The sequence below is a fragment of the Neisseria sp. P0007.S010 genome (assembly GCF_051962875.1).
Taxonomy (GTDB): domain Bacteria; phylum Pseudomonadota; class Gammaproteobacteria; order Burkholderiales; family Neisseriaceae; genus Neisseria; species Neisseria subflava_A.
Genome location: NZ_JBQCUX010000002.1, coordinates 142,004 through 162,830, shown reverse-complemented (window position 1 = coordinate 162,830; position 20,827 = coordinate 142,004). Strand labels below are relative to the sequence as shown.

General features: G+C 48.5%; 16 protein-coding genes and 1 tRNA gene. 6 read left to right on the top strand and 11 right to left on the bottom strand.

The window, feature by feature from the left end; genetic code table 11:
- Position 1: 1 nt before the first annotated feature.
- The 4 genes from ACTHR7_RS02220 to ACTHR7_RS02205 all read right to left on the bottom strand — a co-directional run bounded on the left by ACTHR7_RS02220 (position 2) and on the right by ACTHR7_RS02205 (position 3,443).
- Positions 2 to 77 (bottom strand) — tRNA-Gln (locus ACTHR7_RS02220).
- A gap of 5 nt (positions 78 to 82) precedes the next feature.
- Complete coding sequence (ispE, locus tag ACTHR7_RS02215; RefSeq protein WP_107867421.1) at positions 83 to 931, bottom strand: 4-(cytidine 5'-diphospho)-2-C-methyl-D-erythritol kinase; 849 nt, start codon at positions 929 to 931, stop codon at positions 83 to 85.
- Positions 932 to 939: 8 nt separating this feature from the next.
- Positions 940 to 1,524 (bottom strand): lipoprotein insertase outer membrane protein LolB, encoded by a 585-nt coding sequence (gene lolB, locus ACTHR7_RS02210; protein WP_107867281.1) that lies wholly within the window; start codon positions 1,522 to 1,524, stop codon positions 940 to 942.
- A gap of 56 nt (positions 1,525 to 1,580) precedes the next feature.
- Positions 1,581 to 3,443, bottom strand: coding sequence for a tetratricopeptide repeat protein (locus ACTHR7_RS02205; protein WP_107867280.1), 1,863 nt, complete (start codon positions 3,441 to 3,443; stop codon positions 1,581 to 1,583).
- A gap of 175 nt (positions 3,444 to 3,618) precedes the next feature.
- Between ACTHR7_RS02205 and ACTHR7_RS02200 the strand changes: the two genes are divergently transcribed.
- The gene (locus ACTHR7_RS02200; protein WP_107867279.1) at positions 3,619 to 4,224 is read left to right on the top strand and encodes a CoA pyrophosphatase; all 606 of its coding nucleotides are present in this window, start codon (positions 3,619 to 3,621) and stop codon (positions 4,222 to 4,224) included.
- A 52-nt stretch (positions 4,225 to 4,276) separates the two neighbouring features.
- Here the strand turns inward: ACTHR7_RS02200 and cysG are convergent, their stop codons facing one another.
- On the bottom strand, positions 4,277 to 5,674 hold the full coding sequence (gene cysG, locus ACTHR7_RS02195; RefSeq protein WP_107867278.1) for a siroheme synthase CysG: 1,398 nt from the start codon (positions 5,672 to 5,674) through the stop codon (positions 4,277 to 4,279).
- A gap of 299 nt (positions 5,675 to 5,973) precedes the next feature.
- Between cysG and aroA the strand changes: the two genes are divergently transcribed.
- A complete protein-coding gene (gene aroA, locus ACTHR7_RS02190; RefSeq protein ID WP_070585701.1) occupies positions 5,974 to 7,266 on the top strand; it encodes a 3-phosphoshikimate 1-carboxyvinyltransferase in 1,293 nt (430 codons plus the stop codon).
- A gap of 147 nt (positions 7,267 to 7,413) precedes the next feature.
- Complete coding sequence (recA, locus tag ACTHR7_RS02185) at positions 7,414 to 8,460, top strand: recombinase RecA (protein WP_003680794.1); 1,047 nt, start codon at positions 7,414 to 7,416, stop codon at positions 8,458 to 8,460.
- A 96-nt stretch (positions 8,461 to 8,556) separates the two neighbouring features.
- Here recA and fghA read toward each other — a convergent pair whose 3' ends face one another.
- A complete protein-coding gene (fghA, locus tag ACTHR7_RS02180; protein ID WP_107791857.1) occupies positions 8,557 to 9,405 on the bottom strand; it encodes an S-formylglutathione hydrolase in 849 nt (282 codons plus the stop codon).
- Positions 9,406 to 9,901: 496 nt separating this feature from the next.
- On the opposite strand from fghA, the gene ACTHR7_RS02175 reads away from it, so the two are divergent.
- Positions 9,902 to 11,614, top strand: coding sequence for a proline--tRNA ligase (locus ACTHR7_RS02175; RefSeq protein WP_293206307.1), 1,713 nt, complete (start codon positions 9,902 to 9,904; stop codon positions 11,612 to 11,614).
- Positions 11,615 to 11,680: 66 nt separating this feature from the next.
- Here ACTHR7_RS02175 and pflA read toward each other — a convergent pair whose 3' ends face one another.
- The 5 genes from pflA to ACTHR7_RS02150 all read right to left on the bottom strand — a co-directional run bounded on the left by pflA (position 11,681) and on the right by ACTHR7_RS02150 (position 18,843).
- Complete coding sequence (gene pflA / locus ACTHR7_RS02170) at positions 11,681 to 12,487, bottom strand: pyruvate formate lyase 1-activating protein (protein ID WP_049328490.1); 807 nt, start codon at positions 12,485 to 12,487, stop codon at positions 11,681 to 11,683.
- 139 nt (positions 12,488 to 12,626) lie between these two features.
- The gene (gene pflB / locus ACTHR7_RS02165; RefSeq protein WP_440370248.1) at positions 12,627 to 14,912 is read right to left on the bottom strand and encodes a formate C-acetyltransferase; all 2,286 of its coding nucleotides are present in this window, start codon (positions 14,910 to 14,912) and stop codon (positions 12,627 to 12,629) included.
- Positions 14,913 to 15,214: 302 nt separating this feature from the next.
- Positions 15,215 to 16,513: an adenylosuccinate synthase gene (locus ACTHR7_RS02160; RefSeq protein WP_440370247.1), complete on the bottom strand. Its 1,299-nt coding sequence runs from the start codon at positions 16,511 to 16,513 to the stop codon at positions 15,215 to 15,217.
- Positions 16,514 to 16,556: 43 nt separating this feature from the next.
- Positions 16,557 to 17,714, bottom strand: coding sequence for an ATP phosphoribosyltransferase regulatory subunit (locus ACTHR7_RS02155; protein WP_107769007.1), 1,158 nt, complete (start codon positions 17,712 to 17,714; stop codon positions 16,557 to 16,559).
- 325 nt (positions 17,715 to 18,039) lie between these two features.
- Positions 18,040 to 18,843, bottom strand: coding sequence for an outer membrane protein assembly factor BamD (locus ACTHR7_RS02150; protein ID WP_003680807.1), 804 nt, complete (start codon positions 18,841 to 18,843; stop codon positions 18,040 to 18,042).
- On the opposite strand from ACTHR7_RS02150, the gene rluD reads away from it, so the two are divergent.
- The gene (gene rluD, locus ACTHR7_RS02145; protein ID WP_049332554.1) at positions 18,842 to 19,966 is read left to right on the top strand and encodes a 23S rRNA pseudouridine(1911/1915/1917) synthase RluD; all 1,125 of its coding nucleotides are present in this window, start codon (positions 18,842 to 18,844) and stop codon (positions 19,964 to 19,966) included. The two genes, ACTHR7_RS02150 and rluD, sit on opposite strands and share 2 nt — an antisense overlap.
- An 80-nt stretch (positions 19,967 to 20,046) precedes the next feature.
- On the top strand, positions 20,047 to 20,817 hold the full coding sequence (pgeF, locus tag ACTHR7_RS02140) for a peptidoglycan editing factor PgeF (RefSeq protein ID WP_285071050.1): 771 nt from the start codon (positions 20,047 to 20,049) through the stop codon (positions 20,815 to 20,817).
- The last annotated feature ends 10 nt before the right edge of the window (positions 20,818 to 20,827 follow it).

Here is a 20,827-nt window from a genome sequence, read left to right as displayed (position 1 = left end):
TTGGCTGGGGAGGAAGGATTCGAACCTTCGCATGCTGGAATCAAAATCCAGTGTCTTAACCGCTTGACGACTCCCCAACTTACTAAATCATATGAAACAGCGGATGAATATCTAATCCTTCCACACAATACGCTTCATATGATTGAGAAACCTGTTGGTAAATTGTATTTGCTTCTTGATGAGATTCACTTGCTATAAATAAACAAGCTCCAGAACCGGTCATTAATGCATAACCATATTGGGATAACTCAGTATAAGCCTTCCAAACTTCAGGATATTCCTGAAACACAACCGCCTGCATATCATTTTGAAACGGCTGTAACGATTGGAAAGTCGGCATTATGCTGGGTTTGGAATCCCGTGTCAAGCCTTCATGTGCAAAAATTTTAGCTGTTGCCACATGAACAGGGGGCTTAACGATAACATACCATTGTTTAGGGACATCTATTTCAGCCAGCTTCTCGCCTACGCCTTTGGCAAAAGCACTTCTTCCAAAAATAAAAAAAGGAACATCCGCACCAAGACTTACACCTAAATCAATCAGTTGCTGCCTGCTCAAGCCACATTGCCACCATTGGTTTAAAACCATTAAGACTGTGGCCGCATCAGAGCTGCCGCCGCCCAATCCACCGCCCGTCGGAATCACTTTATCCAACCAAATTTCAACGCCGTGCGCTACGCTTGCATATGGCAGCAATAATTTAGCCGCCCGATAAGTCAAATCCTGTTCGGGCTCAATCCCTTCAACCGGCGTATGCAGAATAATCTGCCCATCAGTACGCATTTTCAGATGAACGGTATCGTATAAGCCGATTAAACAGAAAATACTTTCCAAATTATGATAACCATCGCTTCTGCGGCCGGTAATCCTCAAATCCAAATTTAATTTGGCCGGCGCAGGAAAGGCTTGGATTTCCTCTGAAACAGACATAGTATCCTCTATTTGCGTGCTGCGCATCGGGTTTGTCCATTCTTATCCAAAGAGTGATTTACTGTATCGAACACCAAGCGGATATTAAACTTGGCATTCTCAAGTTGAAGCGTTTTGGGCTGTCCTGAACCATTTAAAGTACGCGATATTGTCCAATCAAACTGTTCCAGACGGCCATCAGGCAGGATTTTGTATGGCGCATTGGCAACGCGTTTACCATCAGCCCAAATATGCAGATATTGAACCGGCAAAGCAAAGCCTAAAAGCTGTCTGCTCAATTCCTCAGCCGTCTCCGCCTGATAAACCTTACCCTTACTGTCTACTGCCAATACGCCTTCACTGTCTTGACACAGCTGACCTACGGTATTGCCCAACGGTGTATTCACATCAATGGTTTGAACCGCGTTTTGATAAGTCCAATCGAAATTAGCATAAGAGCCTTTGCCTTCCATTTTGACAGCCAAGCGACCGTCTGCGCTAAAATCCTGTACCTGCTCGGCCGCTTGCCAACTGTTTTGCTGAGGTAAGTTTGGCTGCGCACAGGCAGCTAAAAGCAATAAGGCTGCAACCGATGATAATTGTTTTAAATTCATGGACATTCCTTCATAGGCCGTCTGAAATCAAACACTTTTCAGACGGCCTTTTGATTTTATTTGTGTTTTTGAGTATGCGGTTTACTGGACGTTATACCGAATTTAGACATTGTCTCTTTTAATACTCGGAGATTGCTTCCGCGTTTCAAACCGTCATTCCAGATTTCTTTGGCCTTGTCTTGGTCGCCAAGCGTCCATAGGACTTCACCCAAATGTGCGGCGACTTCGGCTTCAGGTTCTTTTTCATAGGCATATTGGATATACGGCAAAGCCATTTGGGCATCGCCTTTAAGATAATATGCCCAGCCTACACTGTCATTAATGGCTGCGCTTTCTGGCTCCATTTGATAGGCCGTCTGAACCATTTTAAACGCTTCTTCCAAATCCTTGCCGCTGGACAACAAGGTATAGCCCAAAGCATTCCAACCGTGCGGATTGTCCGGATACAACTCAACAACTCGGCGCAAATCGGCAATCGCCTTTCCTGGCTGATTCAGCTTCTCATACACCATCGAACGCTGATACAGCACATTGGCAAGCAACTCTGGAGAAGCTTGGGTTTTCAAGGATTTTTCGGTGGAATTTACCAAGCTGTTCAAAGCGTTCAATGATTCTTGCAGATTGGTATTTTTAGACAATACGAACAAAGCCGTATTCAGCAAATCACTGGCTTCAAAATAACGTCCTCTTCGCTCGGGCATTTTTTGTGCGCGTTGTACCAATGCCCAAGCCTCTTTATGGTTGCCCTGTTTGGCTTCGATGGAAGCAGCCAAAATGGTTTTATCAAACGCATAAGCCGTAGCCGTTACCTTATCCAGCCATTGTTTGGCTTTTGCCAATTCTTCTACATCATTATATGAAACCGCGCCAATCAACGCCGCACGGCTGCGCTGCTCTTCCGTACCGGCTTTATAAGCCTTTTCCAGATAACTGTTTACCGCAGAAATATTTTCCGTCTTGCTGGCTGACAATAAGGCGGCCTGAATATACAAATCAGGGTTTGGATTTTCCTCTAATAAAGTCTGCAAACGCTTGAATGCCTTATCATTTTGGCCATGGGCGATCAAATTGGCGATATCCAATTCCTGCCAAATCGGAGATAAGGTTTTGGTGTCTGTATCTTTGAAGAAGCCGTCCAAAATATCAGGATGCCGTTGCGCCATCAGCCGCAGGGTAACAAAAGTCGGCGGCAGAATTTCGTTGTCCAACTTGGCCAATCGCTGCAATGCCGCAATGGCATGTTTCTTTTGACCGTCTTTTGCACTAAAAATTGCATCCGCAATCGCTGCTTCAGGGAAGTCTTTATAATTCAAGGCCGTTTTATGCACTTGTTTGACCGCATCGCTGGTCAGATTCGGCTGTTGGGCTGCGGTTTGTGCCAAAAGCAGGAACACGCGCTTTTGCTCGTCTTCACTACCGCCGGCAATCACCTTGTCCAATCCGCTCAAATTCTTATCGGCTTTACCCAGCAGCAAATTGCGCAACCAAGTCATGCGCTTTTGTGTTTCACCAGGCTCCGGCTCGATTTCACGCCATTTTTGGTAAATGGCTTCAGCCTGTTCAAATGCGTTTAAAGAAACCGCCATCTCCAAAGCGCGCTCGGCTACTTCGGGAGATTTGGTGCGATGCAACGTCAAAATATACGTAAACAGTGCAGAAGCCGCATCGCCCTTTTGTAAAGCCAGTTCTGAATTTAACAAAGTGAAAACCTGCGAGGTGCGGTTTTGTATACCCAACAGACGTATCCGCTCCTGCTCGCGCTCTTCGGGAGAAAAACGGTCGGCACGGCTTTTCTTTTTAATAATCTTAGCTGATTCAAAAACTGCATTTGAATCGCCGGGCGCGGCAAAAGTTTGTGTAGCAAACAACATCATGACAGCCGCAGCTGCTACTCGAATACGGGATGGGGAAAACAACATAACTATCCTTTTTGAGAACCTGCCGGCATTTTCAGACGGCCTAAGCATCTGCAAAACAGACGCAAAGCTTTATTTATCATTCAGGCATAACTGTAACACACGCACTCTATTTTGTTGACACGGTAACCGTAAACCTTGTGTAATCCTCATCTGCATAAAACGATCGGCGCCAAAAATGAATACCGACCACCTTATCCATTTCCTCACTCAAGCTTCACACTTCAGCAGCCGTATGCAAGCAGAGCGCAATCAATTATTTACCGCCCACACGGTCAAAGAAGCAGCCGTTTTGGTCGGTATTGTCTTGCATGAAGGAACGTGGCAAATCTTACTGACCAAAAGAGCCGAGACCTTAAGGCAGCACACCGGGCAAATCGCCTTTGCCGGCGGCCGCAAAGATGTCCAAGACGACAGCCTAACGGCAACGGCGTTAAGAGAAGCTTATGAAGAAACCGCCATTCCGATTACTGCATGGCAAACTTTTGCGCCGCTACCCTTTTATGACACGCCTTCCGGCTACCGTGTTACACCTGTTCCGGCAATTTGCGTCCAGCCCGTCAACCCCAAAGCCAACCCCGACGAAGTAGCAGAAATTTTTTATCTGCCTTTGGATTGTGCCTTAAACCTGCAAAACTATACATTCCGTCAACTTCATCACAACAATCAAACCCTCGCCCTCCCCGCCCTGCCTTTCCAACACTACGACATCTGGGGGCTGACCGCACTCATTCTATACGGACTGGCAGAACGTTATCAGCAATATTGCCAAGCTTTTAAATAAGGCAAGGCCGTCTGAAACCAATATTCAGACGGCCTGATTTAATCCATTCTCTTTACGCGGCTTCTTCGAAATATTCGATACCTTCTCCGAACCATTTCATCTCATTGCGCAGGGCAACCACTTCGCCAATTACCATTAAAGCCGGACGCTCCGCTTCGGCGGCCAACAAGCCTAAATCTTTCAGACTGCCTGTCCGCACGGTCTGATTCGGTAAAGTCCCATTGGAAATCACGGCAACGGGTGTAGAAGGCTGTCTGCCATAAGCCATCAGTTTTTCCGCAATCTCGGTCGCTTTAAGCGTCCCCATATAGATTACCAACGTTTGGCGGCTTAAAGCCAAAGTCTGCCAATCGGGCTGACTGCCCTCGTGTTTGCTGTGGCCGGTCACAAATAAAGCACTTTGTGCGCAATCGCGATGGGTTAACGGAATACCGGCATAAGCAGTGGCACCAAGCGCGGCAGTAATGCCCGGCACAATGCGGTAAGCAATTCCGGCCTGATGCAGGGTTTGCACTTCCTCCCCGCCGCGCCCGAACACAAAAGAATCGCCGCCTTTCAACCTCACCACGCGCTCACCTTTTTGAGCATGTTCAACCAATAGACGGTTGGTTTCTTCCTGCTGGACATGATGTGCGCCGGCGCGCTTGCCCACGCTGATTTTCACCGCATCTTTACGCACCATCGCCAAAATCTCATCCGACACCAAAGCATCGTAAAATACGGTATCCGCAGCCTGAATCGCCTGCAAAGCATGTATGGTCAGCAAGCCCGGATCACCCGGCCCTGCGCCCACCAAAACCACTTCGCCGCCAAACGGCGTTTCCCGGTTTAACTGCGTGATCAATTCACGTTCTGCCGCCTCGATATTGTTTTGGGCTGCAAAAATACTGAAACGGCTGTCGAACAACTTTTCCCAAAAATAACGGCGTCGTTCGACATGATGAATTGTCTGTTTAACCTTTTCGCGCCATTTTCCGGCAATACGCGCCATCGTGCCCGTATGCAGCGGAATCAATGTTTCAATAATCTGCCACCATTTCCGCGCCAATACAGGCGCAGTACCACCGCTGGATATGGCTATCTTCAACGGTCCTCTATCCACCACGGCAGGCACGATAAACGAACACAAATCCGCCGTATCCACCGTATTGCACAATTTCGCCCGTCGTTCCGCTGCGTCAAAAACACGGCGGTTAAACATGCCATTATCCGTCGCCGCAATAACGAAATACACCTCTTCCAACATGGCTTCTTCAAACAAACCGCCCAGCCAAACTATTTTCCCTTCAGCCGCCCATTGCTGAAACTGCGGATTCAAAGTTTCCGCAACAACGCGCACGCGCGCTCCTGCAGATAACAGGCTTTCCGCCTTGCGCTCGGCAACCTTGCCCGCGCCTGCCAGTAAAACTGGGCGGTCTTTTAAATCGGCAAACAAAGGATAATGGCTCATGGTCGTGCTCTTACTTTATCAATGATTGTCCGCCGATATTAAAGGCCGTCTGAAAAAATAGGAAAGAATGGTTTCTGATTTTCTTATGGTGTTTGGTTATATACCTGCCACAACAAAATAAGTTATAGCAGCAAACACAAAACAGAAGCAGAAAATTTCAAAATAAACGATTAGGAGATAGTGCAACAATATAAAAATTCATTTTTTCACAAATAAATTGCGCCCTCTTCATTTTTCAGACGGCCTTTGCCTGCGTATAATATCGGTCTATTTACAATTCATACGAGCTTAGTCCAGCCATGACCGAATCCATCCGCCTGCCCGCTTCTACACTCAAGCCTTCGACCGTTGCCCTGCCCGGTTCCAAAAGCATCAGCAACCGCACGCTACTCTTGGCCGCACTCTCCGACAACGTTTGCGAAATCCATTCTTTGCTCAAATCCGACGATACCGACCGAATGCTTGAAGCACTCGACAAACTCGGCGTACAAATTGAATCTTTACCTGAAGGCCGTCTGAAAGTTCATGGCACCGGCGGCCGCTTTCCCAACCAAACCGCCGATTTGTTTTTAGGCAACGCCGGTACGGCATTCCGCCCTTTGACTGCCGCACTTGCCGTTTTGGGTGGCGACTATCATCTGCATGGCGTGCCGCGTATGCACGAACGCCCTATCGGCGATTTAGTGGACGCGCTGCGCATTGCCGGCGCAGACGTACAATATCTGGGCAATGAAAACTATCCGCCGCTTCAGATCGGTAAACGCCAAGACAACGGCGAGCGCGTTATTCCGATTAAAGGCAATGTTTCCAGCCAATTCCTGACCGCCCTGCTGATGGCTTTACCCTTGACCGGACAAGCTTTTGAAATCCACATGGTAGGCGAGTTGATTTCCAAACCTTATATCGACATCACGCTCAAGCTGATGGCGCAGTTTGGTGTAGACATCATCAATGAAGACTACCGTGTATTTAACATCCCGGCCGGAGCCAAATATCATGCGCCCGAACATTTATATGTAGAAGGCGATGCCTCCAGCGCGTCTTATTTCTTGGGCGCAGGCCTGATTGCGGGTACACCCATCCGCGTAACCGGTATCGGTGCGCACAGCATCCAAGGCGACGTTGCCTTTGTGCGCGAACTGGAGAAAATCGGCGCAGATGTCATTTGGGGCGAAAATTTTGTTGAAATTTCCCGTCCTGCCGAGCGCAATATTCAGGCTTTTGATTTAGATGCCAACCATATTCCAGACGCGGCCATGACTCTGGCTATCGTCGCACTGGCCACCAAACAACCCTGCACCCTGCGCAATATCGGCTCATGGCGCGTCAAAGAAACCGACCGTATCGCCGCCATGGCAACTGAGCTGCGCAAACTGGGGGCTGAAGTCGTTGAAGAAGCCGAAGCCATCCATATTACGCCGCCCGAAACACTTATCCCCGATGCCGTCATCGATACTTACGACGACCACCGCATGGCCATGTGTTTCTCGCTGGCTTCGCTTTTGGGCGTCCCCGTCATCATCAACGACCCGAGATGCACGCATAAAACTTTCCCCGACTATTTCCAAGTTTTTGCATCATTGACCAACTAATTGATTATTCAAATTTTCAGACGGCCTGTTGTATACAAAAAACACAGGCCGTCTGAAAAATAAAAATAAAACTATACTTTTTCTTAATTTATGCGATAATAGCTAAATAAATTCTTAGCGATTCATATTTCCTTTCGGAGAGAAAACATGTCAGACGAAAAAAGCAAAGCCTTAGCCGCCGCCCTTGCCCAAATCGAAAAAAACTTCGGCAAAGGCTCCATCATGAAAATGGACGGCAGCCAACAGGAAGAAAACCTTGATGTTATTTCCACCGGCTCCCTCGGCGTGGACTTGGCACTCGGCGTTGGCGGTCTGCCCCGCGGCCGCGTGGTTGAAATTTTCGGCCCGGAATCCTCCGGTAAAACCACACTCTGTCTCGAAGCCATTGCTCAATGCCAAAAAAATGGCGGCATCTGCGCATTCATCGATGCCGAGCATGCTTTTGACCCGATTTACGCCCGCAAACTCGGTGTAAAAGTCGAAGAACTCTATCTCTCCCAACCGGATACCGGCGAGCAGGCATTGGAAATCTGCGATACATTGGTACGCTCAGGAGGTATCGATATGGTCGTTGTCGACTCCGTAGCCGCTCTTGTGCCTAAAGCCGAGATCGAAGGCGAAATGGGCGACAGCCACGTCGGCCTGCAAGCCCGCCTGATGAGCCAAGCCTTGCGCAAACTGACCGGTCACATCAAACGCACTAATACATTGGTTGTTTTCATTAACCAAATCCGTATGAAAATCGGCGTGATGTTCGGCAGCCCTGAAACCACGACCGGCGGTAACGCGCTCAAATTCTACGCCTCCGTCCGCCTCGACATCCGCCGTACAGGTCAGATTAAAAAAGGCGATGATGTTATTGGTAACGAAACCAAAGTCAAAGTCATCAAAAACAAAGTTGCACCTCCATTCCGTCAAGCCGAATTCGATATTCTTTACGGCGAAGGCATCAGCTGGGAAGGCGAATTGATCGACTTGGGCGTCAAACATGACATCGTTGAAAAATCAGGTGCATGGTACAGCTACAACGGCGCAAAAATCGGCCAAGGTAAAGACAATGTACGCGTTTGGCTGAAAGAAAACCCTGATATCGCCAACGAAATCGATGCCAAAATCCGTGCGGCAGTCGGTATCAATGTCGATATCACCGAAGGCAAATTGGACGATACCGACGGCGAACGTCCTGAGGAATAAGTCTGTTTGAAATTAAAGGTCAAACAAGACCAAATAAAAGGCCGTCTGAAATCCGACCATTAATCGGACTTCAGACGGCCTTTTATTCAATACTGCTTAAAGCCCTAATGCCTGAGCATGAAACTCAATATGCGAATCGATAAAGCTGGCAATAAAGAAATAGTCATGCCCATAGCCCGGGCGTACTTTATATTGGATATTGAAACCTTTTTCGCGTGCTGAGCGGACAAACACTTCCGGTTGCAGAACTTCAGGATACAAAGCATCTTCACTGCCGACATCAATCAAAACAGGCAATTTATGCGAGGCCGTCTGGAGCAGCTCTGTACTGTCATAGCGTTTCCATGTTTCCACGTTTTGGCCCAAATAAGCTGACAACGCCTGCCTGCCACCTTCCGTATCGATAGGATGACATAAAGGCGCAAAGGCAGAAACTGCAGCATATCGGCCAGGATGCTTCAAAGCTAAATGCAGCGCTCCATGCCCACCCATGCTGAAACCTGCAATGCTTCGCTCTTGCGTTACTGGAAAATGATGCTCGATCAAATCAGGCAATTCTTGGCTGATATAGCTTTCCATTTGGTAATGCTGCGCCCAAGGTGCTTCAGTTGCATTGACATAAAATCCAGCGCCCTGTCCAAGATAATGTTCCTCGCCGTCAGCAACATGCAGACCGCGTGGCGAGGTATCCGGAAAAACCACGATAATATTCCATTGTGCCGCAAAACGCTGGATTCCGCTTTGCCGAACCAATTCAGAACCATCACTATTTAAGCCGGAAAGAAAATATAAAACAGGCGCGGGATAGCCTTTTAAGACTTGTGGCGGCAGATAGACATCAAATACCATATCCGTCCGGCAGGTTTGAGAAAAGTGGCGGTAGCGTTCCTGATGTCCGTTAAACATCTTTCTGCGTTCCAGCAAATGCAATTCTGAATTTTTCATTTTATCCCTTGTAAGGAAACAACAATAAGCAGAATGTTAGCGCAAAACCTGTCCATCGTGTTGTTGCCCCATCTTTTTAAGGCAAGCAAATCTGCTTTAAACAAGGCTTGACAATCATGCGAAATCATTACGCTGACAGCATTTAAAATCTATACACAATCTCTGTGGATAAATCTGTTGATAAGCTTTGGGTAATCGTAAAATTTTCTTTAGGAACAAACCAAGTCTTAAATTGACTAAAATTTAATCAAATAAAACATAATAAAATCAAGTAGTTATATTTATAAGATTTTACTATAATCATACAGTGAAAATTTATAGGTAAAACAAGGTTATGCGGCTTTGTGCATAAATTAGGGTTGACATCCCTAAAAATCGCCCCGAATCAAAAGCTGCGTAAAACAACGGCCGATTTCATCAGGTGCCATTCAAAAGACACGCGGCCATCCATTTTGCGTTACAATACGCACTTATTTTTAAGAAAGAAAAATACGCCATGAAAGCCTCCCAGTTCTTCATTTCTACCCTTAAAGAAGCCCCTGCCGAAGCTGCACTTGCCAGCCACAAACTGATGATTCGTGCCGGTTTGATCAAAGCCAACGCATCCGGTCTTTATACTTGGATGCCGATGGGCCTGCGCGTATTGCGCAAAGTTGAAAATATCGTGCACGAAGAAATGGCCCGCGCGGGTAGCGTGGAGCTGCTAATGCCGGTGGTACAACCTGCCGAACTGTGGCAAGAATCCGGCCGCTGGGAGTTTTATGGTAAAGAACTGCTGCGTCTGAAAGACCGTCATGACCGTGATTTCTGTATGGGTCCGACTTGTGAAGAAGTCATTGCCGACATCGTGCGCAAAGAAGTCAACAGCTACAAACAACTGCCAAAAAACTTTTACCACATCCAAACCAAATTCCGCGATGAAGTACGTCCGCGCTTTGGCGTGATGCGCGCGCGCGAGTTCATCATGAAAGACGCTTATTCCTTCCATGCCGACTATGCCTCGCTTCAGACGACCTATCAAGATATGTACGACGCTTATTGCCGTATCTTCACCCGTTTGGGTTTGGAATTCCGTCCTGTTGCCGCAGATACTGGCAGCATCGGCGGTACCGGCTCTCACGAATTCCAAGTATTGGCTGAAAGCGGAGAAGATGTTATTGCATATAGCGACACTTCCGATTACGCCGCCAATATCGAATTGGCACCGACTTTGCCGCTTAAAGGCGAACGCGCTGCTGCTCAGGCCGAGTTGACCAAAGTACATACACCAAACGTCAAAACCATTGAGTCTTTGGTTGAATTCCTGAATATTCCGGTTGAACAAACCCTCAAATCCATCGTGGTCGAAGGCGAAAACGAAGGCGAACTCGTCCTGCTGCTGTTGCGTGGCGACCATGAATTTAACGACATCAAGGCAGAAAAACTGGCCGGCGTAAAATCGCCACTGACCATGGCGAGCCCTGCCGTGATTATTGAACAATTCGGCGCAAACGGTGGCTCTCTCGGCCCTGTCAACTTCAAAGGTAAAGTCTATGCCGATTTCGCTACTGAAAAAGGCGCAGACTGGGTTATCGGCGCCAATGAAGACGACTACCACTATATCGGCTTCAACTTCGGCCGAGATGCTACCGAGCCTGAATTTGTCGATTTGCGCAATGTCATCGAAGGCGACATCAGCCCCGACGAACAAGGCCGTCTGAAACTGGCACGCGGTATTGAAGTCGGTCACGTTTTCCAATTGCGCGACAAATATACCCAAGCCATGAATGTCAGCTTCTTGGATAACAACGGTAAATCCCAAACTATGGAAATGGGCTGCTACGGCATCGGTATTACCCGCGTTGTTGCCGCCGCCATCGAGCAAAACAACGACGAAAAAGGCATTGTTTGGACCAAAGCAATGGCACCGTTTGAAGTCGTTATCGTGCCGATGAACTACAAAAAATCTGAAGCCGTACGCGAAGCCGCTGACAAAATCTATGCCGAGCTTTTGGCTGCCGGTGCGGATGTATTGTTGGATGACCGCGACGAACGTGCGGGCGTATTGCTGAATGACTCTGAGCTGTTGGGTATTCCTCACCGCATCGTAATCGGCGATCGCGCCTTAAAAGAAGGCAATGTTGAATATGCCGAACGCCGTGACAATCAGGCTCAAGCCGTTGCGGTATCAGAAGTTGTCGCCAAGGTTCTGACTGCATTGAACGCTTAAGTCTTTTTCAATCATGAAAAGGCCGTCTGAAACTGATTATTTCGTTTCAGACGGCCTTTTTTTGTTTTAATAAATAATGTTTTTTCCGTAACTCTCTAATATTTCTTTGATTTTCAAAATGGTTTCTTTAGGCGGCGGATGTACGCCTTTTAATTTGTATTCGTCGCCGCACAAAGCCCATTTGTGGGCGCCCAATTCGTGATACGGCAAAAGCTCGACCATTTCGACATTCTCCATATCACCAATAAACTCGCCCAATAAATGCGCTGAACGCTCATCATCGGTATAGCCTGGAACAACCACATAACGTACACGCGTCGGCTGATTGCGTTCGGCAAGATAGCGTGCAAATTTCAGCGTTTTGGTATTTGGGATACCGACAAGCACTTTATGAATTTCAGGATCGATTTGTTTTAAGTCGAGCATGACCAAATTGGTATGATCGAGCAAATCATCCAAAATCGAATCATAGTGCAAAGCATAGCCATTGCTGTCGAGACAGGTATGGATATCGTGTTCCCGACAGGCCGTAAACCAATCGCGTACAAACTCATATTGCAATAACGGCTCGCCGCCGGTTGCCGTTACGCCTCCGCCTGTCGCACGCAGATAATGACGATAGGTCATAACCTGCTTCATCACGGTTGCCACATCCAATTCCTGCGCCTGCTCGGTATGGAGATCCCATGTGTCGCGATTATGGCAATACAGGCAGCGCATCAGGCAACCTTGCAAAAAGAGCACGTAGCGCAAACCCGGACCATCGACAGCCCCGCAAGATTCAATCGAATGAATAATGCCTTTGCCGTTATAGTGTCGGTGGCCAAGGTCTTTCAGTTCCGGCTCGGGGGTAATGGCAAAAGTCGTGGACATAGTGTTCGGCTCAAAAATGTTTTTGCTTATATGGATTGTACGATAATAAAGGCCGTCTGAACATTTCAGACGGCCTTGGAGCTTTGTTTCAAAACAAACCAAATGCAAATTTAGCTTCTGGTTTGTTTCCCCACTCGGATTACATGGTTTCTGTAAACGTACGGGTAATCACGTCAAGCTGTTGTTCGCGGGTCAGCGAGTTGAAGCGAACCGCATAACCGGACACACGAATGGTCAACTGCGGATATTTCTCTGGATGGTGCATCGCATCTTCCAAAGTCTCACGATTCAATACGTTGACGTTCAAGTGTTGACCGCCTTCCAAAATACCGTCTTCATGGTGGAAATAGCCGTCCATCAAACCGGCAAGGTTGCGTTCGCGAGAATGTTCGTCTTTACCCAACGCGCCAGGAATAATGGAGAAGGTATAAGAAATACCGTCTTTGGCAAACTCAAATGGCAGTTTGGCTACGGAAGTCAATGAAGCGACTGCACCGTTGACGTCACGGCCGTGCATTGGGTTTGCACCCGGACCAAACGGAGCGCCTGCACGGCGGCCGTCTGGAGTATTACCGGTTTTCTTACCGTAAACAACGTTGGAAGTAATGGTCAGTACGGACTGAGTCGGAGTAGCGTTGCGGTAAGTTTTGTGGGTTGCCACTTTTTTCATGAAGCGTTCAACCAAATCGCAGGCGATATCGTCAACGCGGTCGTCGTTGTTACCAAATTGTGGGTATTCGCCTTCGATTTCGAAGTCAACGGCAATGCCATTTTCGTCACGAATCGGTTTCACTTTGGCGTACTTAATGGCGGACAATGAGTCGGCAGCCACAGACAAACCGGCGATACCGCATGCCATCGTACGTTTCACATCACGGTCATGCAACGCCATCAACGCGGCTTCGTAGCTGTATTTGTCGTGCATGTAGTGAATAATGTTAAGCGCGGTAACGTATTGGGTTGCCAACCAATCCATGAATTTGTCCATGCGCTCAAAGACAGTGTCGTAGTCCAAAACTTCGTCCATAATCGGCTCGGTTTTCGGACCAACTTGCTCTTTAGATTTTTCATCCACGCCGCCGTTGATTGCGTACAGCAGAGTTTTAGCCAAGTTGGCGCGTGCGCCGAAGAACTGCATTTGTTTGCCGACCACCATCGGGCTGACGCAGCAGGCAATGGCGTAGTCGTCGCTATTAAAGTCAGGGCGCATCAAATCGTCGTTTTCGTATTGGATGGACGAAGTATCGATGGATACTTTGGCGCAGAATTCTTTAAAGCCTTGAGGCAGTTGTTCTGACCACAATACAGTGATGTTTGGCTCAGGAGACGGGCCCATGTTGTACAGGGTATGCAGCACGCGGAAGTTGGTGCGGGTTACCAGCGTACGGCCGTCCAAGCCCATACCGCCGATGGATTCGGTTGCCCAAATCGGGTCGCCGGAGAAGAGTTGGTCGTATTCGGGCGTACGCAGGAAACGGACCATACGCAGTTTCATCACCAAGTGGTCGATAAATTCTTGCGCTTGGGTTTCGGTAATCACACCGTTTTTCAGGTCGCGTTCGATATAAATATCCAAGAACGAAGACACACGGCCGAAGGACATCGCTGCGCCGTTTTGAGATTTAACGGCGGCAAGGTAGGCAAAGTAAGTCCATTGGATGGCTTCTTGTGCATTTTTTGCAGGGCCGGAAATGTCGTAGCCGTAAGAAGCCGCCATTTCTTTCATTTGACCCAAGGCTTTGTATTGTTCGTTGATTTCTTCGCGACGGCGGATGACTTCTTCCAAGTCCACACCGTTTTCCAAATCGGCTTGCAGTGAGTTGAACTGGTTGAGTTTGTCTTTCATCAAGAAGTCGATACCGTACAATGCCACGCGGCGGTAGTCGCCGATAATACGGCCGCGGCCATAAGCATCCGGCAGGCCGGTAATCACACCTGATTTACGGCAGCGGCGGATGTCGGGCGTATAAACGTCAAATACGCCTTGGTTGTGGGTTTTGCGATATTTGGTGAAAATTTCGCTGACTTCAGGATTCAATTCAACGTTGTACACTTTGCACGCATCTTGCACCATTTTCAAACCGCCAAACGGCATGATAGAGCGTTTCAAAGGCTCGTCTGTTTGCAGGCCGACAATGGTTTCCAAATCTTTGTTGATGTAGCCTGGAGCGTGGCTGGTAATACCGGAGACGATTTGCGCGTCGATTTTATACGGCTCGTGTGTACGGTTTTCAACCTTGATACCTTCCATCACTTCCGCCCACAGTTTGGTTGTGGCTTCGGTTGCTGGTGCCAAGAAAGAGGCATCGCCTTCATATGGCGTGTAGTTTTTTTGAATAAAATCGCGAACATCTACGTTGGTTTCCCAGTTACCGCCAGTAAAACCTTCCCAAGCGGCTGGACGTTGCTGAACATCATTTGACATATCAAGCTCCTAATTTTATTGAAAATATAGACTGTAAATTTTCTGAAAGGATAACATCAATACCCATTTATTTACAGGGGTTTTTATGAAATAAAATTACAGATTTGGTTTTTCTTGATTTACGTCAATGAGAATAATTGTTACTTGGCACTACATCTCACTTTCCAAACATTCGTACTTAAAAACAGCGTAAAATACAAAATTCAGCCCTGAAGACAGGTGTTCTTCAGGGCTGAATTTTTATTGCATTTTATATAAAAGGCCGTCTGAAAATTCAGACGGCCTTTTATTCACTTCTTCAATTAAGCAAACGGATGATGCAAAACAATGGTTTCTTCACGGTCAGGACCGGTTGAAACAATGGCCACAGGCGCACCGCACACTTCTTCAATCCGTTTCAGATAAGCTTTAGCGTTTTCAGGCAGCTTGTCGTACTCTTTCACGCCGAAAGTCGACTCGCTCCAACCCGGCATAGTTTCATAAATCGGTTTGCAGGTTTCTACCGCATCAGAGCCGCAAGGCAGAATGTCGGTTTTGCTGCCATCAGGCAATTCATAACCTACACAGATATTGATGTTTTCAATACCATCCATCACGTCCAGCTTGGTAATGCACATGCCGGAAATGCCGTTAACTTGAATAGAGCGTTTCAGAGCAGCCGCATCAAACCAGCCACAACGACGCGCACGACCGGTTACAGAACCGAATTCATGGCCGCGTTCAGCCAAGCCTGCGCCCACTTCGTCAAACAATTCAGTCGGGAATGGACCGGAACCCACGCGAGTGGTATAGGCTTTAACGATACCCAAAACGTAATCCAGCATTTGCGGACCTACGCCTGCACCGGCAGAAGCTGCACCAGCCAAGCAGTTGGAGGAAGTGACAAACGGATAAGTACCGTAGTCGATATCCAGCAACGTACCTTGAGCACCTTCAAACAACAGGCTTTCGCCTTTGCGGTTTTTCTCGTTCAAAACACGGGAAACATCGGTAATCATCGGCGTAATGCGCGGTGCAACTTTTTCAATGACCGCCATCACATCTTCAACTTTTACCGGCTCGGCATTGTGCAGGTGTTGCAACTGGACATTGTAATAAGCCAAAACAGCTTCCAGTTTTTCAACCAGTTTTTCAGGGTGCAACAAGTCCACCACGCGAATCGCGCGACGAGCAACTTTATCTTCATAAGCCGGGCCGATGCCGCGACCGGTTGTACCAATTTTGCTTTTACCGCGGGAAGCTTCGCGAGCTTGGTCAAGCGCAATGTGGTAAGGCAGAATCAATGGGCAGGTCGGCGCAATTTTCAGACGGCCTTCGACGTTTTTCACACCGGCAGCATTCAATTCGTCGATTTCACCCAACAATGCTTCAGGAGAAACGACAACACCTGAGCCGATGAAGCAGTCCAAAGTCTCATGCAAAATGCCGCTTGGAATCAGGCGCAAAATGGTTTTTTTGCCACCGACGACCAAAGTATGGCCGGCATTGTGGCCGCCTTGGAAACGTACAACACCGCTGGCTTCTTCCGCCAGCCAGTCAACAATCTTACCTTTGCCTTCATCACCCCATTGGGCACCGATTACGACAACATTTTTAGCCATAGCCATCTAACCTTATTTCAGATACAAAATTTCAAAATAAAACTCAATCGTTCAAAGCGATTACTTTCCAAACGCCGTCTACCTGTTTCAGACGGCCTGTAACCTCTTCCGAACCGTTATAGCCGATACCGTAATCGATAACGACACATTGTCCTTGTTCGCGCAAAGCATCTACCGCTTCTTGAGCCGCAGGCATGTCTTTTACATCGACAGCCACCACGGACTCCCGTCCGATAGCAGGAAGGCGGCCGATGAAGCTGCGCAAATCAAAACTGAATCCGGCTGCAGGACGCGCGCGTCCGAAGTATCCGCCCAATCCGTCATAACGGCCGCCGCGTGCCACGGCATCATGACGGTTTGAACCATAAGCCGCGTAAAGCAAGCCGGTATGGTAATTGTCAACGCGCAGTTCCGACAAATCGATATGCACTTTTTGATTTGGGAACGCATCGCATACTGCCTGCAATTCATCCAAAGCCACACTGACTGCGGACAATTCGGGTAATTTCTCTCTAGCCACAGTCAGCACTTCACGACCGCCATACAATCGGGGCAACAATGAAAACGCTTTTGCCCACATGCCGTCAAGTTTCCACTCTTTGACCAACTGGCTGACAGCCTCGGCATCTTTGTCCTGCATCGATGACAGCAGGATTGCCGATTGCTGCTCATCCAAATGCGCGGCATTTGCTAAAGCACGGAATACGCCGATATGGCCTAATGAAAGCAAAACTTCGCCCATGTCGGCAATCTTCATGCTTTTCAGCATCAAATCAATCAATTCGATATCCGCTTCAATGCCTTCCAAGCCGTACATTTCCGCACCCGCCTGCAAAGGTTCGCGCATATTGAGCAATCCGTCAGGACGCGCATGAAGTACCGAACCGGCGTAGCATAAACGGTTGATACCTTGGTTGGCAGAAAGCAAGTGGGCATCGATACGCGCTACCTGCGGCGTAATATCCGCGCGGATACCGAGCTGACGGCCGCTAAGCTGATCGACGACCAAAATGGTTTTCAAAGACAAACCGGCATCGATATGCGTCAATAAGGAATGGCTGTATTCCATCAATGGCGGTTGCACCAATTCATAACCATGCACGCGAAACAAAGCCAACAGCTGCTCACGGGCGCTTTCCAGTTGTCGGGCATTGGTCGGTAACACGTCGGCAACGTGTTCAGGAAGCTGCCAAGACTTCATGAGAATCTACCTCTGTTTTTTTTTTGTAAACATAAAGGGCTGCTTAAATTTAAAACTAAATCAGCCTGACGACTGAAATTTTCCTGAATGCGTCAACGGCAAATCCGATGCGGCTTCAACAAAACTGATTTTAAATTTAAACAGCCCCTGAGTAACGGCTTCGAACCGTCAAGTTATTAAAATCAGACTTTACCATATTAAAACGAATTTTGCACCCTGTTTACAGAGAACGTAAAAAAACATTAAAAACAAAGGCCGTCTGAAAACCAAATGCATAGCTGCATCATTTTCAGACGGCCTTATTCATGCCTAAACAACTCGACGCTTAGCGCCAGTAACGCCACCAAGGCATATCGTCAGATCGCCATTCGTGTTGCAAGAACGGGCTTTGCGGGAAGTTGGTTTCCAAAACACGGCGTGTATCGGCAGCCAGTTGCGGCTTATCCAGTTTTTTATACGCCAATTCCATCATCGCCAAAGCTTCTTCGACGTAACGGGTATTTTGGTAACGGCTGACGATTTTTTGCGCACGGTTGGCCGCTGCGACATAAGCACCGCGTTTCATGTAATAACGCGCCACAGATATCTCGTTACCACCCAAAGCGTCCACCAGCTTGGCCATACGCTCGGTTGCATCAGCAGCGTATTTGCTGTTTGGATAACGTTGAACCAACTCGGCAAACGCCTGATAAGCATCGCGGTTGGCTTTCGGGTCGCGGTCGGACCAGTCTTGGGAAGCCAGCTTGTTCAAGAAAGACTGGTCTTCGTTAAACAGGACCAGACCTTTCAAGTACAGCGCGTAGTCCATATTCGGATGTTGCGGATGATGGCGTTGGAAGCGCGCAATGGCAGCCAAGGCTTTTTCCGGCTCATCGTCTTTATAATAGGCATACGCCGTATCCAACTGGGACTGCTGGGCATAGCGGCCGTTTGGAAAACGGGACTCTAAAATTTCGTATAACTTGACAGCTCGCGTATAATTGTTGCTGTTCAACTCGTCTTGCGCTTCGGCATAAAGCTTTTCCACACTCCAATCTTGAGTAATTTGGGCGTCTTTATCGATTGTGCCTTTATTTGCGCAGGCACTCAGTGCCAAACCTAAAGAAACTACTAAAAGAATTTTTTTCATGCAGAATACTTCCTTTGATAACGAAGCCGATTATAGCGATGATTTAGACTTTCCGTCATCCCCTGAAACAGAAAGTTGTGTTAATTTGACCGTTCCGCTCGAAATGGCGGGCGGAAGGCTGGATGCCGTATTGGCCAAACTCATGCCCGACTACTCGCGCAGCCGCCTGAGTTCGTGGATTAAAGAGGGTGCGGTCATTGTAAACGATAAGCCCGCTCAACCCAAAGATAAAATGATAGGCGGTGAATTGATTGCCGTTACGGTACGTCCGAGCGAAGAAAACCTCGCGTTCACGCCCGAGCCTATGGATTTGGACATTATTTATGAAGACGATACCGTTATCGTCATCAACAAACCGGCCGGATTGGTCGTCCACCCTGCCGCAGGCAACTGGAGCGGTACCCTGCTTAACGGCCTGCTGGCGCACTGTCCCGAATTAAGCCAAGTGCCGCGTGCGGGTATCGTACACCGTTTGGACAAAGAAACCAGCGGCCTGATGGTGGTCGCTAAAACCCTGCCGGCGCAAAACTCATTGGTTCAGCAGCTTCAAGAGCGTACAGTCAAACGCATTTACCGCGCAGTCGCCAACGGCATTGTTCCTTTCGACGGCAAAATCGAAACCCAAATCGGCCGCGATCCGCACAACCGCCTGAAAATGGCAGTCGTCAAATTCGGCGGCAAACCTGCCATTACCCACGTCAAAGTGTTGGAACGTTATTTGGCACACAGCTACATCGAATGCTCGCTCGAAACCGGCCGCACCCACCAAATCCGCGTTCATATGCGCGAAGCCAACCATCCGCTGGCCGCCGACCCTGTTTACGGCAACCTGCGCCATCCATGCAGCGATGCGGTTAAAGAAGCCATCAAAGCCCTTGGTGCGCGCCAAGCCCTGCACGCCTACCGCTTGAGCTTTGTACATCCGAAAACCGGCGAAACCGTTTCCTTTGAAGCGCCTATACCTGACGATATGTACCACCTGCTTTCCGTCCTGCGTCTGGAAGCCGGTTTGGATTCATCCCTAAGCAACGAGGAAGAATGGCAAGAGAAATTCGGCATGGACGATGACGACGATTGGAATGAAGACGACTACGATGTCGAAGTCGTTTATGTAAGGGATTAAACCCATTTTTCAGACGGCCTAAAATATTATTTGAGGCCGTCTGAAATCAATCCGTTCCAATATTCAGCGATTCAAAGATTATGAAAACCATCACAGATACCCTAAACCTCGCCCCGCAAGGCAAGAATTTTTTGACTGCCGACTGGCCTGCTCCTGCCAATGTTAAAACGCTTATTACCACGCGCAACGGCGGTGTCAGCGAAGGCGTGTACCGCAGCCTGAATGTCGGCTCACACGTCGGCGACGATCTGGAAGCCGTGCTTCGCAACCGCGAAATCGTACAGGAACAAGTCGGCCTGCCCGTTGCCTACCTTAATCAAATCCACAGCACCATTGTTGTAAATGCCGCCGAAGCGTTAGGCAATACGCCCGACGCCGATGCCTCGGTGGATACGACGGGTACGGTCGCCTGCGCTTCAATGACTGCCGATTGCCTGCCTGTCTTGTTTTGCGACAAAGCAGGGACCGTTGTTGCGGCGGCTCATGCAGGTTGGCGCGGTTTGGCCGGTGGCGTTTTGCAAAACACCATTGCAGCAATGAATGTCGAGCCGCTGGAAATCATGGCCTATCTCGCCCCTGCCATCGGCCCTGATGCGTTTGAAGTGGGACAGGATGTATTTGATGCGTTTTGCACCCCTATGCCGGAAACTGCCGATGCGTTTGAAGACATCGGCGGCGACAAATACCTTGCCGACATTTATGCTTTGGCGCGCATGGTTCTACACCGCGAAGGCGTGAACATGATTTATGGCGGCACGCATTGCACTGTCTTGGAACGCGACACTTTCTTCTCCTATCGCCGCGACGGGCAAACCGGCCGCATGGTCAGCCTGATTTGGTTGGAAAAATAAAATTTGCGCC